This is a genomic window from Pseudoalteromonas sp. 1181_04 (assembly GCF_052850545.1).
This window is the reverse complement of the sequence record NZ_VXCS01000036.1, coordinates 1-17118: the sequence shown is the minus strand read 5'-3', so window position 1 is coordinate 17118 and position 17118 is coordinate 1. Positions and strand designations below refer to the sequence as shown.

The 17118-nt window shown below is 40.2% G+C and carries 14 protein-coding genes; 9 read left to right on the top strand and 5 right to left on the bottom strand.

The window, feature by feature from the left end; all coding sequences use genetic code 11:
- Positions 1–22: 22 nt before the first annotated feature.
- On the top strand, positions 23–1159 hold the full coding sequence (locus FW757_RS21250) for a CsgG/HfaB family protein (protein ID WP_145238283.1): 1137 nt from the start codon (positions 23–25) through the stop codon (positions 1157–1159).
- 58 nt (positions 1160–1217) lie between these two features.
- On the opposite strand, the gene FW757_RS21245 is transcribed toward FW757_RS21250, so the two are convergent.
- Positions 1218–1718, bottom strand: coding sequence for a hypothetical protein (locus FW757_RS21245; RefSeq protein WP_145238280.1), 501 nt, complete (start codon positions 1716–1718; stop codon positions 1218–1220).
- On the bottom strand, positions 1705–2454 hold the full coding sequence (gene deoC / locus FW757_RS21240; RefSeq protein WP_182719266.1) for a deoxyribose-phosphate aldolase: 750 nt from the start codon (positions 2452–2454) through the stop codon (positions 1705–1707). Before deoC ends, FW757_RS21245 begins: the two co-directional genes overlap by 14 nt.
- 276 nt (positions 2455–2730) lie before the next feature.
- Here deoC and cysG point away from each other — a divergent pair, with 276 nt between their 5' ends.
- From cysG to cysQ, 6 genes are read left to right on the top strand one after another with little or no spacing between them, the layout of a single operon-like run.
- Positions 2731–4152 (top strand): siroheme synthase CysG, encoded by a 1422-nt coding sequence (gene cysG / locus FW757_RS21235; protein ID WP_149983363.1) that lies wholly within the window; start codon positions 2731–2733, stop codon positions 4150–4152.
- A 52-nt stretch (positions 4153–4204) separates the two neighbouring features.
- Positions 4205–5104, top strand: coding sequence for a sulfate adenylyltransferase subunit CysD (gene cysD, locus FW757_RS21230; RefSeq protein WP_145238271.1), 900 nt, complete (start codon positions 4205–4207; stop codon positions 5102–5104).
- Complete coding sequence (gene cysN, locus FW757_RS21225; RefSeq protein ID WP_182719265.1) at positions 5104–6531, top strand: sulfate adenylyltransferase subunit CysN; 1428 nt, start codon at positions 5104–5106, stop codon at positions 6529–6531. Before cysD ends, cysN begins: the two co-directional genes overlap by 1 nt.
- Positions 6532–6561: 30 nt before the next feature.
- Entirely contained in the window at positions 6562–8286 is a 1725-nt protein-coding gene (locus FW757_RS21220; RefSeq protein WP_182719264.1) for an SLC13 family permease, read from the top strand.
- A gap of 30 nt (positions 8287–8316) precedes the next feature.
- Entirely contained in the window at positions 8317–8916 is a 600-nt protein-coding gene (gene cysC / locus FW757_RS21215) for an adenylyl-sulfate kinase (protein ID WP_145238262.1), read from the top strand.
- A gap of 3 nt (positions 8917–8919) precedes the next feature.
- Entirely contained in the window at positions 8920–9690 is a 771-nt protein-coding gene (gene cysQ / locus FW757_RS21210) for a 3'(2'),5'-bisphosphate nucleotidase CysQ (RefSeq protein WP_182719263.1), read from the top strand.
- 426 nt (positions 9691–10116) lie between these two features.
- Here the strand turns inward: cysQ and FW757_RS21205 are convergent, their stop codons facing one another.
- The gene (locus FW757_RS21205) at positions 10117–12915 is read right to left on the bottom strand and encodes a P-loop NTPase fold protein (RefSeq protein ID WP_446441670.1); all 2799 of its coding nucleotides are present in this window, start codon (positions 12913–12915) and stop codon (positions 10117–10119) included.
- Positions 12916–13423: 508 nt separating this feature from the next.
- Here FW757_RS21205 and FW757_RS21200 point away from each other — a divergent pair.
- Positions 13424–13915 carry a hypothetical protein gene (locus FW757_RS21200; protein WP_220491389.1) on the top strand — a complete coding sequence of 164 codons (492 nt, stop codon included), beginning with the start codon at positions 13424–13426 and terminating at the stop codon, positions 13913–13915.
- A gap of 130 nt (positions 13916–14045) precedes the next feature.
- On the opposite strand, the gene FW757_RS21195 is transcribed toward FW757_RS21200, so the two are convergent.
- A complete protein-coding gene (locus FW757_RS21195; protein WP_182719259.1) occupies positions 14046–14795 on the bottom strand; it encodes a tetratricopeptide repeat protein in 750 nt (249 codons plus the stop codon).
- A gap of 523 nt (positions 14796–15318) precedes the next feature.
- On the opposite strand from FW757_RS21195, the gene FW757_RS21190 reads away from it, so the two are divergent.
- Positions 15319–15510, top strand: coding sequence for a hypothetical protein (locus FW757_RS21190; protein WP_182719258.1), 192 nt, complete (start codon positions 15319–15321; stop codon positions 15508–15510).
- Positions 15511–15582: 72 nt separating this feature from the next.
- Here FW757_RS21190 and FW757_RS21185 read toward each other — a convergent pair whose 3' ends face one another.
- The gene (locus tag FW757_RS21185) at positions 15583–16842 is read right to left on the bottom strand and encodes an aromatic amino acid transport family protein (protein ID WP_182719257.1); all 1260 of its coding nucleotides are present in this window, start codon (positions 16840–16842) and stop codon (positions 15583–15585) included.
- Positions 16843–17118: the final 276 nt, after the last annotated feature.

Genomic DNA, 17118 nt, shown 5'->3' with positions numbered 1-17118 from the left:
CACATTAATTAAGGAAAATCATATGCTCACAACAACTAAAAAAGTACTGTTGGCAACCCTCGTTGCTAGCAGTCTTAGCGCTTGCCAAAGTACTTCAACCAAGGTCACTTCAAACCAAGATTCACCAAACATTAATGAAGTCGCCCAACAACAATATAATGGTCCAAAAGCGCGTATTGCCGTGGCACGCTTTACCGATAAATCGAATGACTCTCATTGGTGGCGAAAAGAAATAGGTGAAGGCATGGCCGACCAACTCACCACAGCTTTGGTAGGCACCAATCGCTTTATCGTACTTGAACGCCAAGCGTTAGATGCAGTGTTATCTGAGCAAGATCTAGCGGCTTCAGGTCGTGTTAGCGCAGCATCAGGGGCAGCTTACGGTGAAATTGAAGGAGCCGAAATAGTTGTGGTAGCAGCAGTAACTGAATTTGATGACGACAGCTCAGGTGCCAGTGTTGGTACTGGCGGTTTTATAGGTGATGTGTTTAGCTCAGTATCGGCAGGTTTTTCAGGCTCGCATATGGCGATTGATTTACGCCTTATCGATACTCGCACCTCACGTATTTTAGCAGCCACCAGCGTCGAAGGAGGCAGCAAAGATTTTGATTTTACCAGTGCGGCAACTAATTTTGGCGGTGCATTAGTCGGTGGTAATTTAAGTGGCTGGTCAAACACCCCTAAAGAAAAAGCGCTCCGCGAAGTGATAATCAAAGCTGTAGAGTTTTTACAAACTAAAGTCCCTGCCACTTACTATCGCTATAACAGTAATAATACCCTTGCACCTGGATACACAGCACCACCACCGCTTACGACCACGGCTGCCAAGTCAAAAGCCGTTGCTCCAGTAGCAAAAGTCGATGTTCCTACACATAGAATGCCGCATTATGAAAAGATGGATTTAGCCATGTCTCGCATGAATCTAGTCTGTTTAGGTTATTTAAAAAACCAACCCGATTATGAAGAATTTGAAACTGAAGATGTTAAGTACGATCGTCAAACAGTTATCGCACTGCGCGAATACCAACAAGAGAAACAATTAAAAGTGTCGGGACTTGCAGACGAAGCAACCAAAAAGTCACTCGATGAAAGTCAATGTATTGCTAAAACCAATAAGTCAGGGCTTGAGAGCTTAGGTAGTATGTTTAAAATTAACTAACCAAAGATCAAGTTATTTAGCAGCCAGTTTATTCCTGGCTGCTATACCATCTAAATACTTAGAACAGCTGTAACAGCTCGCCCTGATAAAAATCACAAAGTAACCAAATTTGTTGAAAAGGATGGGTAAGCGGTATCGTTATATTCTGTAACTCAGCGTCAAAATCCGCTTTATGCCAAATGGTGCTGGCGTTACGAATAAGCAGCCATGTTTGCTCTGATTGATAGTGCTTTTTTCCTTTTTGTTCTAATAACCGCTGCAGTGCACAGTGCAGCCGCTGCTCACTTGGTTGCATTGCCATATCAGCAAGATCTCGTTGCATGCTTATAGATAAAGGCCTGCCGAGTACTGCCATGGCTTCGGTTTCGCTGGCATATAAATGTGCTATTTCAATATCAAGCTTCTGTTCATTACGATAGCAACTGATATCTGGTTTACTCGGCTGATTATGCCAAATATGGCGCATTGGAATACCAAAGCGATGTTCATAGCAACGCAAGAACAACTTACCTGCATCATGCTCAAGTTGTAATTTTTCTTGCTCACTATGACGCGTCATTAAGTACCGCATATACATCAGCTAACAGGCTTGATGCACCAAATCTAAATGTTGACGGATTCAAATAACTTTCTCCCATAATATCAGTCGCTAGCTGTAAGTAATTACTTGCATCCATAACCGTTTTCACGCCACCTGCAGCTTTAAAACCGACTACACGCGGCGACTTTTTAATCGTACTTAACATCACTTCGGTTGCTTCAAGAGTGGCATTTGTAGCTACTTTGCCGGTGCTGGTTTTAACAAAGTCAGCACCACCGGCAATTGCTATTTCTGTCGCCAGTGTTATCAACTGCGCTGTTTTTAGTGCGCCGGATTCTATAATTACTTTTAATTGTACGTGTTCAGGACAACACTCTTTACTGGCACGCACATATTCTAGTGCTGTGGCTTCGTCCCCCGCGATTAAGGCTTGATACGGTAACACCAAATCAATTTCATCTGCGCCACGCTCTATTGCGATTAATGTTTCATTAATTACTTCACTTAGCTCACTGTTGCCTGAGGGAAAGTTAGTTACTGTGGCGACTTTTACATAACTAAGCTCGCGCTCAGCTAAAGCAAGCTTGGCGTCATCAACAAACTCACTATAAACACACACTGCAGCCGGAATACCTAGGTTGGGCTTAATACTAGCCACCAAGGCCTGTATTGTTGCCGCGCTATCATTACTATTTAAACTGGTTAAATCCATTAATTGCACGGCCAATGCCGCATCAGTTAGTTGCGTTGTCATAAATCCACCAAGTAAGTTCATGTATTAGCAATAGTACCAAATTTAACTATTCTCGCTATAGCTAATAACCAAACACTCTAAGCTCGATATATAGTCATTATAGTACTTGTAACTCGGCGCAATCCCCTGTTAACTAAGGCTTAAGCCAAATCGGACAACCCTATATAACTTTTAGTTATATTAACTGGGTTTTAATTATTTTTTACTTAGCTTACGCCACTATATTCTGAGTTTCTGAAAAGCATCTTTGCTGTAATTTTTTCCAAGGGTCTACACATGCAATATTTACCTATCTTTACCAAGCTCGACAATAAACCTGTATTGGTTGTTGGCGGTGGAGAGGTTGCGTTACGTAAGTGCCGTGCATTTTTGAAAGCTCGCGCTGATGTCACTTTAGTAGCACCTTGGTTTTGTGATGAATTAAAAGAGCATGCACAAAATAATGATGTCACTCTAATTGACGCTTTTTTTGACGAATCACACCTTGATGGCAAAATGCTGGTCATTGCCGCAACCGACAATGATGACGTAAATAACAGCGTATTTGAACTAGCAAATGCACGAAATGTATTCGTTAACGTGGTGGATGACCAACCTAAATGCACCTTTATTTTTCCTTCAATTGTTGATCGTGACCCGATCACTATTGCAATTTCAAGTGCTGGCACAGCGCCGGTATTAGCACGGCGCTTACGCGAGAAGTTAGAAACGCTTATTCCACAACACATCGGCCCGCTTGCAAGTTTAGTTGGCAGCTTTCGCGACAAAGTAAAACAGCGCTTCACGAGTTTTGCTGATCGTCGCCAATTTTGGGAAGGCGTATTTGATTCATCTGTCGTCAGCAAAGTACAAACGGGTGATACAGCTGCCGCAAGCGTACAGCTTGAACAATTACTCGATAGCAAACTGGATCCTGAAGGTGAAGTATACGTAATTGGCGCAGGTCCAGGAGATCCAGAGTTATTAACACTGAAAGCACTGCAACTAATGCAACAAGCTGATGTGGTGGTGTATGACTTTCTAGTCTCTGACGAAATTATGGAGCTAGTACGCCGCGATGCTGATTTAATTTGTGTGGGTAAACGCTTAGGCGATCACAGTGTCGTGCAAGAAGATACTAACCAAATGCTAGTTGACCTTGCCAAGCAAGGTAAAAAAGTGTGCCGCATTAAAGGTGGCGACCCGTTTATTTATGGCCGTGGTGGTGAAGAAGTTCAAGTACTGGCAGCCAATAACGTAAATTACCAAATCGTCCCTGGCATAACTGCTGCCGCAGGTTGTAGCGCTTATGCGGGTATTCCGCTAACGCACCGTGACCATGCACAAGCCATACAGTTTGTAACTGGTCACTGTAAAAAAGACGGTCAAGAACTAGATTGGCAATCACTGGCAAAACCAAACCAAACTCTGGCTATTTATATGGGTGTAATTAAGTCTCCCCATATTCAAGCACAATTATTAAAACATGGTCGCGGTGCAGATACACCCGTGGCAATTATTGAAAACGGTACTCGCAAAAATCAACGCGTTGTAACCGGTAAATTAGGTGAGCTGGCCGATTTAATCGAGCGTCACAGCATTATTTCACCGGCATTATTAATTATTGGTGAAGTTGCTTCATTACATGAAGAACTTCATTGGTTTGGCACAAAAGCCCAAACTAGTAGCTTTGCACAACCGCTTACAGACGTGGCATAGCTTTAAACTATTTAGATTTTAACTTTTAATCATTTTAGTAGGACGACTAACAATGGCTTTAACTCACCTTCAGCAATTAGAAGCTGAAAGTATCAAAATCATGCGCGAAGTTGCTGCTGAGTTTGAGAACCCAGTTATGCTTTACTCAATCGGTAAAGATTCATCGGTACTTTTACATTTAGCGCGTAAAGCGTTTTACCCAGGTAAAATTCCGTTTCCACTGCTTCACGTTGATACCAACTGGAAGTTTAAAGAAATGATCGAATTTCGTGATCGCTTAGCAAAAGAGTACGGTTTTGACTTACTCGTCCACAAAAATCCTGAAGGCTTAGCGATTGATATCAGCCCATTTACTCATGGCTCTGGTAAGCATACCGATATCATGAAAACCCAAGGCTTAAAACAGGCGCTTGATAAATATGGCTTTGATGCCGCGTTTGGTGGTGCACGCCGCGACGAAGAAAAATCTCGCGCTAAAGAGCGTGTTTATTCATTCCGTGATAAACACCACAGATGGGATCCAAAAAACCAACGTCCAGAGCTTTGGAATACCTATAACAGTCAAGTTAACCCTGGCGAAAGCATCCGTGTATTCCCACTTTCTAACTGGACTGAACTTGATATTTGGCAATATATCTATCAAGAAAACATCGATATGGTTCCGCTTTACTTAGCCAAAGAGCGCCCTGTTGTAGAGCGTGATGGTACTTTGATCATGGTTGATGATGAGCGTATGCCGCTTAAAGAAGGCGAAGTACCCATGATGAAATCTGTTCGTTTTCGTACTTTAGGTTGTTACCCACTTACCGGTGCAGTGGAATCAACAGCCAGTACACTGACTGAGATTATCGAAGAAATGCTGCTATCTACGTCATCTGAACGTGAAGGTCGGGTAATTGACCACGATTCAGCAGGTTCAATGGAGAAGAAAAAACGTGAGGGCTATTTCTAATGTCTATTAATACTAGCGATACAATTAACGAAGTAAAAGCAATTGGCATCGACGCCTATCTTGCTCGCCAACAAGACAAAAGCCTATTGCGTATGCTGACCTGTGGTAGTGTGGATGACGGTAAATCAACCCTAATTGGCCGCCTACTGCACGACAGCCACCAAATTTATGAAGATCAGTTAGCAGCACTGCATAAAGATAACGAAAAAGTCGGTAATGCCGGTGAAGAGCTCGATTTAGCACTACTGGTTGACGGCTTACAAGCTGAGCGTGAGCAAGGCATAACTATTGATGTAGCGTACCGTTATTTTTCAACGGCTAAACGTAAATTCATTATTGCTGATACTCCAGGGCATGAGCAATACACCCGCAACATGGTAACCGGTGCATCAACCAGTGATGTAGCGATTATTCTTGTTGATGCGCGCTACGGTGTGCAAGTACAAACTAAGCGTCACAGCTTTATCTGTGATTCATTGGGTATTAAACAGTTTGTTGTTGCCGTGAATAAAATGGATATTGTTGATTTTGACGAAACCGTTTATGAGCGCATTAAAGCCGATTATTTAAAATTTGCCGAGCAACTTAACGTATCTAACATCAAGTTTGTGCCTATGTCGGCGCTTAAAGGCGATAACGTAGTAACACGCTCAGAGCACACACCATATTACACAGATAAACCACTGCTTGAGTTATTAGAAGACTCACCAGCAGCTGAAACAGACACTGGCTTTGAAGCGCGTTTCCCTGTGCAGTATGTAGTACGCCCTAACCTAAACTTCCGTGGTTTCCAAGGTACTTTGACCTCAGGAAAATTACGCGTTGGTGATGCTATTAAAGTATTGCCATCAGGTAAAACCTCAAGCATTAAAGAGATTGTCACCTTTGACGGCAACTTAGACACAGCCGAAGCTGGTCAAGCAATTACTTTAACGCTTAACACTGAAATTGATATTAGCCGAGGGGACGTGATCGTTCCTGCTGATTCAACAGCGACTGTAACTAACCAAGTACAAGCAAAGCTTGTGTGGATGCACGAAGCGCCGCTGGTACTGGGTAAAAGCTATAACTTTAAGCTAGGCAGTAAAAATACTTCGGCTATCGTGAAAAAGATTGATCACACCATTGATGTGAACACCCTTGAACACGGTAGCGCAAACAGCCTGCAGTTAAACGAAATCGCGATTGTTACCCTAGAATTGACCGAAACCATTTTGGCCGATGCTTATCACAACAATCACGAAACCGGTGCGTTTATTTTAATCGATCGTTTATCTAACTTAACTGTTGCGGCGGGTATGATTGAAAACGTGCTTGCTAAGCAACAACAAACGGGTAACTTTAGTGAGTTTGAAGTTGAATTTAATGCGTTAGTACGCAAGCACTTCCCACATTGGCAAGCGCTTGATATATCAAAGCTTAAATAACCAACTTTGCCTGTTAAGGACATATAAAGCATGTATCAACAGCTAGTATTAACAGGCATTATGCTAACTTTAGTCGGGTGCCTGTTTGGCACGCGGCTAAAGCCAGCATGGCTTTTTGTTGGCGCCATTGGCACCGCATATCTAGGCGGGTTAATCGACCTTGAAGATATGCTGATCAACTACGCCAATCCATCACTGATCACCTTAGTGTTATTAGTACTGGTTTCGATTGCGGTTGAAAAAACTACACTCGTACAAAAGCTTGCCCAGTCATTATCAAAAGGAAGTTTAACCAGCTCAGTCACTAAGCTCGGACTTTCTACAGCGTTTTTATCCTCATTTACCAATAATACAGCGGTTGTCGCATCGCTCATTACTGCCATAAAAGACAATCCAAACCATTCACCTTCAAAGCTACTATTACCGCTGTCGTATACTGCTATTTTAGGTGGCACAATTACCTTAATTGGTACTTCAACAAATTTAATCGTCAATGGTTTTGCCGTTGATGCAGGCATGGCACCGCTAGGCTTTTTCGACTTTACCATAGTCGGGTTAGGCGCATTAAGTGTGGGCCTGATCACTATTTTAGTGATGCTAAAATATTTGCCAGACAACGGCAAAAACGATCAAGAAGTGGTGCCTTTTTATCTCGAAGGTAAAATAGAAGAAGGCTCAAAACTAATTGGTAAAAGCGTAGAAGAAAATGGCCTGCGCGAACTTAAAGACTTATTCCTAGCGGAAATTATTCGCGGCGATAAACGCATTTGTGCAGTGACCCCGCAACAAGTGATTAAAGCGGGCGATGTATTGCTGTTTGTCGGTGACATCAAATCAGTGCCACTGCTAACGCGCTTTGACGGGCTAAAAATAGTTCACGATAAACATCAAAAAGATGTTGAGCACCTCGTTGAAGTTGTTGTCAGCCAATCATCTAAATTTATAGGAAAAACAGTTAAAGAAGCGCGTTTTCGTGAACAGTTTCATGCCGCTGTTATCGCTATTCGTCGCGGCCATGACCGCTTACAAGGTGGCCTTGGTAAAGTGCAGCTGCAAGCGGGAGACTCACTGATCCTCGCACCAGGTAAAGACTTTTATAGTCTGCCTAATTTAAAACGCGAATTTGTGTATATTTCCGGGCTTGATTTACAAACTCACTTAGCGCCCAAGCAATCTAACTTAGTATTAGCGAGCTTTGCAACGGTACTTGGGCTGAGTATTATTGGCTATGTACCACTGGTAAAAGGCTTATTAGTATTGCTGATTGGCTTAATGCTCACGGGAACGATAAAGCTGAGCGAAGTAAAACGCCGTTTTCCTATTGAATTACTTGCTGTAGTTGGTAGCGCCATTGGCCTTGCTAAACTGATGATAGGCACCGGCCTAGCTGGACAAATATCTGCAGCATTGTTTTATGTACTCGGTGATTTTGGCCCCTATGGCGCGTTTATCGCGATTTTTGTAATGACAGTAATGTTCACCGAACTTATCACCAATAACGCCGCAGCGGCACTATCATTCCCTGTCGCTTATGCATTAGCAATGGGCTTTAATGTTGACCCGCTGCCGTTTATTATGGCGGTCGCCTTTGGTGCATCTGCAAGCTTTATATCACCATTTGGTTATCAAACTAACCTGATGGTTTATAGCGCCGGCAATTATCGTTTAAAAGACTATGTATTAATGGGTTTACCGCTTTCTATTATTTATTCAATAACGGTATTAACCCTGATCCCGCTGGTATTTCCATTTTAAGCCAGCGCTTACTCATAAGAGAGTTTTATAATGGATGAGAACATTGTTTGGCATAACTATGCCATTACTAAAGCACAACGTAGCGAACACAAAAGCCATAAACCGGCTATTTTATGGTTCACTGGTTTTTCCGGCTCAGGTAAAAGCACCGTAGCAAACGCCCTTGAAAGCGCACTCAATCAACAAGGTATTCACACCTACCTGCTAGATGGCGACAATGTACGCCACGGCTTGTGTAAAGATTTAGGCTTTAGCGACGAAGACCGTATCGAAAATATTCGCCGCGTTGGTGAAACCGCTAAACTAATGGTCGATGCTGGATTATTGGTACTCACCGCATTTATTTCCCCATTTCGCGCTGAACGCGATATGGTAAGAAACTTAGTCGATGACGGTGAATTTATCGAAGTGTTTTTAGACACACCTCTGGACGTATGCGAGAGCCGCGATCCAAAAGGCTTATACAAAAAAGCCCGCGCAGGTGAAATAAAACACTTCACAGGTATAGATTCAGACTACCAAATACCCCATTCACCGGAAATAATCTTAGATACCAGTAAAAACACCCTAGACCAATCGGTGCAAGAGCTGATAGCGTATCTAAAACAACAGCAAATTATTAAAGGTTAAGTCATGAACCAAACGGAACTGCTCGAAGAAATACTGATCCTTGCCCGCCAAGCTGGCAGCGCTATTATGGGGATTTATGAAAAGGATTTTAACGTTGAGTACAAAGCTGATGAAAGCCCTGTAACCGACGCCGATCTTGCAGCTCACAAAGTGATTGCCAATGGCCTAGCCCACTTAACCCCAGAGATCCCAGTATTAAGTGAAGAAAGTGCCGATATCAGCTGGGATATCCGTCAAACGTGGACCCGCTATTGGCTGGTTGACCCAATCGACGGCACTAAAGAGTTTATTAAAAAGAACGGTGAGTTTACCGTTAACATCGCCTTGATTGAAAACGGCAAGCCTATCTTAGCGGTAGTAGATGCGCCTGCGCTAGGCGTGTCTTATCTGGCAGCAGAGGCAATCGGCGCATTTAAGGACCGCGGTGATGAGCGCATTGAGCTTAAAGTCACCACCAAAGCAAACAAAGGCCTTATCCGCGTAGTCGGCAGCCGCTCGCATCCATCACCGGATTTAGCAGAGTTTGTAAAACGCTTTGACGAGGTTGAAATGGTCTCAAAAGGCAGTTCACTAAAACTGTGCTTAGTCGCCGAAGGCAGCGCCGATATTTACCCACGCCTAGGCCCAACCTGTGAATGGGATACCGGTGCCGGCCATGCTATAGCCGAAATCGCCGGCGCAAAAGTCACTAAGCTTGATGGCAGCCCGCTTGTTTACAATACTAAGGATGAATATTTAAATCCGTATTTTGTAGTTTCAGCACTGGAAGAATAAACCAAGCTATAAGCCGTAAGTTTTAAGTGGTAAGTTTAAGGCCGACTCTTCACTCGTAGGAGTTGGCTTCAGCCACGAAAAATCCTGCTCTGCATTCTATTTGAAAAAACAATTTCACCACAGAGAACACCGAGGCGCTTCGCTACATAGAGGCTGAATCATAAGCTGTAGAGCTTTAAACGGTAAGTTTAAGCCCGACTCTTCACTCGTAGGAGTTGGCTTCAGCCACGAAAAACCTCGCTCGGTTTTTAATTTAAAGACAATTTCACCACAGAGCTCACCGAGGCGCTTCGCGCTACACAGAGGTTGTTTGTTTTTGTAGGTCGGGGTTTACCCCGTCACATTTTTCAGGCTAAAGCCAGAACCACAAAAGATTCCAAGCCATAAGCTTAAAGTGGTCCGTCATAAATACGACGCTTGTACTCGTTAATATAGAAAATTACGTACCAATTGGTTAAATGCATTCTCTTTATGAAGTAGTTTTTTGATACTTTCATTTAGTTTAGGAGCATTTGAAATACTTCTAAAATCAGCTTCATCAAACGAATTAACAAAATTCATTACATTTGTAATGTTACTCTCACCTAACAACCTAGGTAGTTTCAAACCGTCCAGTTGAAATGTATCCAACTCACTTCCCTGCTGTAAATATGATTTGAACAGGCCATAAGTAAATGTAGCTTCTACGCCACCTTCCTTTTTGATACCTCTTCGCAAGATACTATACAATTCAGATTCAAAGCCCATAGAACTCATTAATTCACGTAAAAAATTATTATACACAGATTCATTTTTACTCCATAACTGTTCAAATAGCGGATATAACCATTCAACAGTCATATTAAAAGCTATTATTTTAATAAGTGTCTCATTGATATCCCCCATAACTAAATATTCTGATTGCTTGCCTCTCTCCTGAGCAGTTAAATCAAAACCTATTGACTTTTGGTATTTATTTAAGTCATCAATACTAAACATCTCTTTGACACACATGAATCTTTCAAAACTGCATTGTTGGGTGGTGTTATAACTTAATATTTTAGTAACTATAGGTAGTAAATTATTAAAATCAGATTTCTTAATTTCAAAAAAAGAACGTATATCTTGTATTATTTCTTGGTCACTACATATATCTTTAGGAAGTGTTTCCAATACAAGCCTATCTAAATAACAAACATCTTCATATTTACGTACAACATATTGAAGGTAATTATTACTACCACTAAAAATTAGTTTTCTATGCTGCATTTCTATTTTTTCTAAAGTTTTTTTATCAGTTATTTTACCTTTTGATTTAAAAGCCTCAATCACATCTTTCTTCTCAGAAGAAGTGTCATACTCTAAGCTAAACATTACGTTGTAATATTCAAACATAAAGTTATCTTTATTAGTGTTGTCGTATTCACTAATTTTTTCGATGAATTCTGTAAGATCGAATCCTTGATAATATGGCGGATAGCTTTTATTTTGAAGGAGTTTATTAAATTTCTGTGGCGAGATTTCTTTTATAGTAATGCCCATTAATAGTGAGATAAAATTAACCTCCCCCATCAACCCAGTAGGTTGCCATATTTGAGATACTCTTCTTAGAATTTTTTTCAACTCTCTTAATGAAGTTATTTTCTTATCGACTAAAGCTACTGAATTATAAAAAGGTAGGTTACTCAATTCTTGTAAACGCCAGCTAGCAATAAGTGTAGAATCAATGAACTTGCTATCCTCTAAGATATAAAAATGCTTATTGTTTTTAGGTTGATGAGAATTAACAGCGACATCTAAAGAACTGATTATAAAATTAACTAAAATTGTTTTAGTATCAGATGATAAAATATCCTCCCTATAATCCGTTGCTTTTGATATCACTTCGGCAGCAATATCATTTTCATTACCCATCGCGATTATAAAGTTGATACGACTTAAATCTTTATTCTTCAGTCTATCCAATAATGCTGCGATATCATTTAGGCGTTTTTCATTTTCATCGCCGGTGCCGCGATCGACATCTTGTAAAGTGATCAGTAATTTGTGGTTGGTTACTTCAAGGACATCATTAAGTTTTTGAAAGCTTTGCTCGATATCAACAGGGCCTGCGAGTAACGTTGAAGCAAATTGAAAAAAGCTGCCGCCTGATTTTAGGGCTTCGGTATAATGTTTCGGTAACGCACGAAAGGCGCACATATCAATGTGCTGGCTGATATCATCAATAATATTGCTAAGTATCACATGCGCGACACTGCCACTGGCTGCGCCCCACGTTGATATATCGCTATAGATCCAATTAATCTTATTTTGTTGTTCTACTTTTAGCTTTTCTTCATCTGATAATCCAGCTTCTATTTTTTTAGGCTTTTTGAGCTCGTTTGCTATTGCTGCAACAATGCTGCTTTTTCCGCATCCAAATGGCCCACACAGTGCGATATGTTGCGCTCCCTTTCTCTCATACCCTTCTTTATCGCCACCTGTTAATAGTCGCTCAGTGATGCGCTGTGCATAAACCTGTAAGTCCGGTTCTAGTTCCGTGGTGCTTTGAACAGGTAAATCGTCTTTAAACCATTTCTGGAAATGTTCTAAACTCTCAAACTTAAACTCTACTTTTTGTTTTGATTCAACTATCAATTCTTTGTTAGACACTCTTAGTTGCTCTGATAACAAATAAATAGACATGCCTAAGTAAGCCACTGCTATAAAGAAAAATACCCAAAATGCATGTTCTATCTCAACTAAGTTTATTGCTGAAAATAAATAAAATACTGATACCGCACACAGCACAATCGAAAATATGGGATTTTTAGTATATAGCTGAGTTTGATAGATAATAGTCGCTGCAACAGCTAAAAAACTCAGTGACAGAAACTTAAAACTTACAAAGGCGTTAGCTGTCAGTTGTTCTTCTATTTCATTGTTAGTTCCATACACATAAACAACAATGAAAAGTAAGCCAAATAATACACTTATCGTCACTGGCGGATATCGCCAGTTAAACCCAATACTGCGTTTGGCGTGGGAGATATAAAACTTATCAAGCATTAGCTTGATGCCAATGCCGGAAAGAAAAGCAAAACTATAGTGCAGTACAGAATTGGCGTATAAAATACTGCCCCAGCTTGCATAGGCTTGCCGTACAAAACTGACGTTACTTAAAAATACTGTAATTGCGGCCGCTGTAATTGCGCACAATAACAGTGATAACCAACGCTGGGCTGGAATAGGAAGAGACTGCGACAATTTAATATCCTTATAAGGAATCTAGTTTGCATTTCAAATAACTCAATCAGTGTATACCCTGTTGAATAAAAATAGAAACTCAGTATTTTTTATATATTGGTTACAATTTTCAGGTACAGTTTTTAGACAGTTTTTGCTAGGCTTTATATTTACGGAATTCAATAACAAGGAGTAATTAATGAGATGTCCTGAAATTGACGATTTGGAGTTTTCTGAGCGTGGCAAGCTAGCTGTAAAAGAAATAAGGCGAATAAAAGAAATTAATCAGTGGCTCAGCAACAATTACAGTTGGTACTTTTGCTAACATTTTTGCGGGTAATGGCATCATTAAAAGTCACTATAACCTCACTCAAACTGATTTTGATGCTTTTTCTACTGCACTAAAAAGCTCCCCAAGCATAGCTCGAAAAACCATAGAAACGATATCTGGTCTTCAAGCAATTAAAGCTAAAACATCTAAAGAAAGGCAGTTCTGGAAGGCTGTTTATAACGGTTGCGAGGCTGCAAAATGAATAATTTTATTGTTTTCGCTCTTGCTTTATTCAGTTCCTTTTTAACATATGCAAATATAGCCGAAAATAACCTCACTAGTTATTTAACGGTTGAATACCATAATTCAATAAAAGCATATGACACTAAACTTGAAAAATGTCAGCAAACAGCAATAGTTATAACTCCAGATGACGTTAAACATATTTCAGATGACTGGAATGTGCTTAGTAGTGTTTTATCTTATCATTATGCAAAGACGCAAGATTTATGCACACATGATGAGTTGCAGCGTTTCACATTGCTTTCAGCAAAATTGCAGGCCTTAAAAGATAGCGATAAAACCATGCTTGATAAGTACAACCAATTAATTATGGCAATCCCTTTAACTTTTGAGCGAACTAAAGCTGATTACTTTATTTTGCCTGAAGATATACGTGAACAATTTTCTAGCTTAGAAAAATTAAATAAGCCATTTAATTTAATGAAGACAATGGAAAACTTCGAGTAGCCAAGCCTTGATAAAATGAGCAAATAATTACATTGCTCATCGTAGGCTGAGTTGAGTATTACAACATTCAGCCTATTTGAACCAAAGAAAGCAGTAAAGCTTTAAGCGATAAGCTTGAACCATTCGATTGCTAAGTTATTTTATCAGCTCGTGCTACTTTTTCTGCATAAAAATAAGTTGATTGCATATCCAAAGGCTTACTCAATAGCCCGGTTTCTATATTGTTCAATACAGCTAGGTTTTTCTTTGCAGGTCCATAGTCTGGATCAAGTGCTAACGCTTGCTCAAAGTAATCTCGCGCTTGCATATAATCCTGTAACATTAAATAACAAATCCCCAAGTTCCCTTTAGCCTGCACATGCTTAGGCTGATTTGATGCAATCACTTTAAACAAGGGAATAGCTTTTTCATACTGCTCTGTTTGGAGAAATTCAAAGCCCCTATCGAAACGTTCTGAATCTTCAAGGTACTGTTCAATAGTAAAACCTGTCGGCAAGCCTTTTTCAACTAACTCAATAATTTCTTTAGACGCAGTAATAACGTCAGTCTCTTCTGGTGATGCATACTTCAATGCTGCAACATGGTGCTTAATAGATAAATCAACCTTTCCAGTTTTTTGATAACTAATCGCCAGGTTATAGTGAGCTAAAGCATATTCACCATTAACTGCTATGGATTTCAGCAAGTTTTGTATAGCTAAGTTATAATCACCTTTGAGTACAGCCATTATACCGACCCCATAATAGGTCAAGTAATGACGTGGGTACTTTTTAGCTGCTTTTTTCAGCAAGTACTTACCCTGTTTCGCATCGCCATTCTGCAAAAAATAAAATGCATCCTCTAAGATATCTTCGAGGTATAAGGTTGCTTTATCGACCATTTGATCTCCATTATTATTACTTTGGTTAAATAGAAGACCTAACCGTTGCAAGCCATCAATTTTAAGTTGTATTTAAAAATACTTCAACTGATGGATAAGCTCCTCAAAGAGCTTTAAGCTCGAAAAAGGCCACAGTATTGTATTAAAGATAATCACACCACAGCACGCCGAGGCGTTTTGCGCTGTACAGAGATTTGCTCTTCGTGTTCTTTTGTAGGTCGGGATTTATCCCGTCTCGTAAGCTCTACTGCGAGTAGGTAGTGGCTTTAGCCATTAATGAACTAAAAATCATTATCTCATATGTTCGCGACTGAAGTCGCTCCTACAGGTTTGGTATTGGTATTTTTATAAACCGGGATTTTTCCGTCATATTGTCAGGCAAAAACCTGACCTACCGCTGGGACAATAAACTATGAGCGCTAGCTTATAAACCTAAATTAACACCTGTAACATCAACAAAGCTCCTCAATATCAGCTATTGTGTTTTAACATTCTCAGTTTAATTGATTATAAAAAAGACCTAATGACGACTATTGAAAGTGCGATTGATTCAGCCTACCAAGCGCAAATTAAAAATCTCTATAATGCACTAAGCCAAGCTGTACTTGCAGCGAATGGCGATGCAGATGCGATTAGCGCTGCTGAAACAAGTTTCAAAAAAGGCCTAGCCTTTGCCGCTGATATTAGAGCCCGTGCCCTAGCTGCAATAGCATAAACTAAAAAGCCCTGTAAGTTTGTCACCTACAGGGCTTTTATTTAATCTAACTAAAGTCTCTAAAGCTACTTGCTAAGCAACAAAGCCATAAATCAAAGCAGCTACCGCTAATAAGCCTACCGCTAACACGAACAAGGTGCTAAAACGGCCACGGTATTTTTGTAATGCTGGAACTTTATAAACAGCAATCATTGGCATGATGAATAATATCATCGCAATAATCGGCCCTGATAGTTGATCCATCATATCTAAGATACTTGGGTTTTTAACAGCACAAAACCAAATAGCAAAGAACATGATAGCAACACCAATTTTGTCAGCGTTTTTCAGCGACAAACTTGTTTGTTTAGTAACAAGCCCATTAAAGCTTTCTCTTGCTCCTAAAAAATGACCTAAGAAAGATGAAGTGATAGCAATAAACGCGACTAGCGGGCCAAAGGTGGCAATAAATGAGTTGTCAGTAACATTAGCTAAGTATGATAACACGGATACATTTTGTGCTTTTGCTTGCAACATTTGCTCTGGTGTTAATGAAAGTACACACGAAAATACAAACAATAGAACGAACACTATCAGTAATAAACTGGTGCGCTTTAGAATCGCCTCGGACTTAGCTGTCGCTTGTTTACCATAATGACCTCGCTGTACGTTTACAAAGCTTGAGATCGCCGCTGCGTGGCTAAATGAGAACACTATAATAGGAATTGACAGCCATAACGTTTTACTAAAGCCTGCAAACTCAGGAAAGGCCATATTGGGTACTTGCCAGCTCGGAATTAAATACAACGATAAAAACAATAAAATACCGACTAACGGATACACTAAAATAGCAAAAGCACGCAACATTAGCCTTTCACCACCGAGCATCAAGCTGATCATACTGGCAACTAAAACTCCTGAAAGCAATACTCTAGAAGGTGCTTCCATACCTAATTGGTTTACTATAAAACTATCAACAGTATTGGTTAGGCCAACACCATAGATCAGTAAAATTGGAAATATTGATAAAAAATACAATAATGAAATTAATCTACCAGCATTCACACCAAAATGCTCTTCAACCACATCGGTAAAATCAGCATCTTTGTTCTTTGATGACAATACAAAACGCGCTAAACCACGGTGGGCTAAGAAAGTCATTGGAAACGCTAAACACGCTAAAATGATCAGCGGCCAAAAGCCACCAATACCAATATTAATTGGCAAAAACAAAATACCGGCACCGACGGCAGTACCAAAAAGACTCAACACCCATTGGGTATCATGAAAGTTCCATTTCGGTTTACTTGTTGTCACTGCGTCAAACTGCGCAGCATCAGTGGAAGAGTTCATGCACTTCACCTATTAGTATAATAATTTGGCAAGAGCATATAGAAATCAACACATTATTTCAGTTTTTGGCGACATAATTAACTAAATATTACAGCCTATTTTGTAATTACTGAGTTACTTACTGTCATGAATTTGAAACAGTCATAAAATCAAAATTCTTTAGCTGATAGAGGAAATAAATTTGCGAGTTTCGAGTTTCGAGTTTCGAGTTTCGAGTTTCGAGTTTCGAGTTTCGAGTTTTACAAAAGTAAACTTTTCGCGCCCTATGTCAAACGT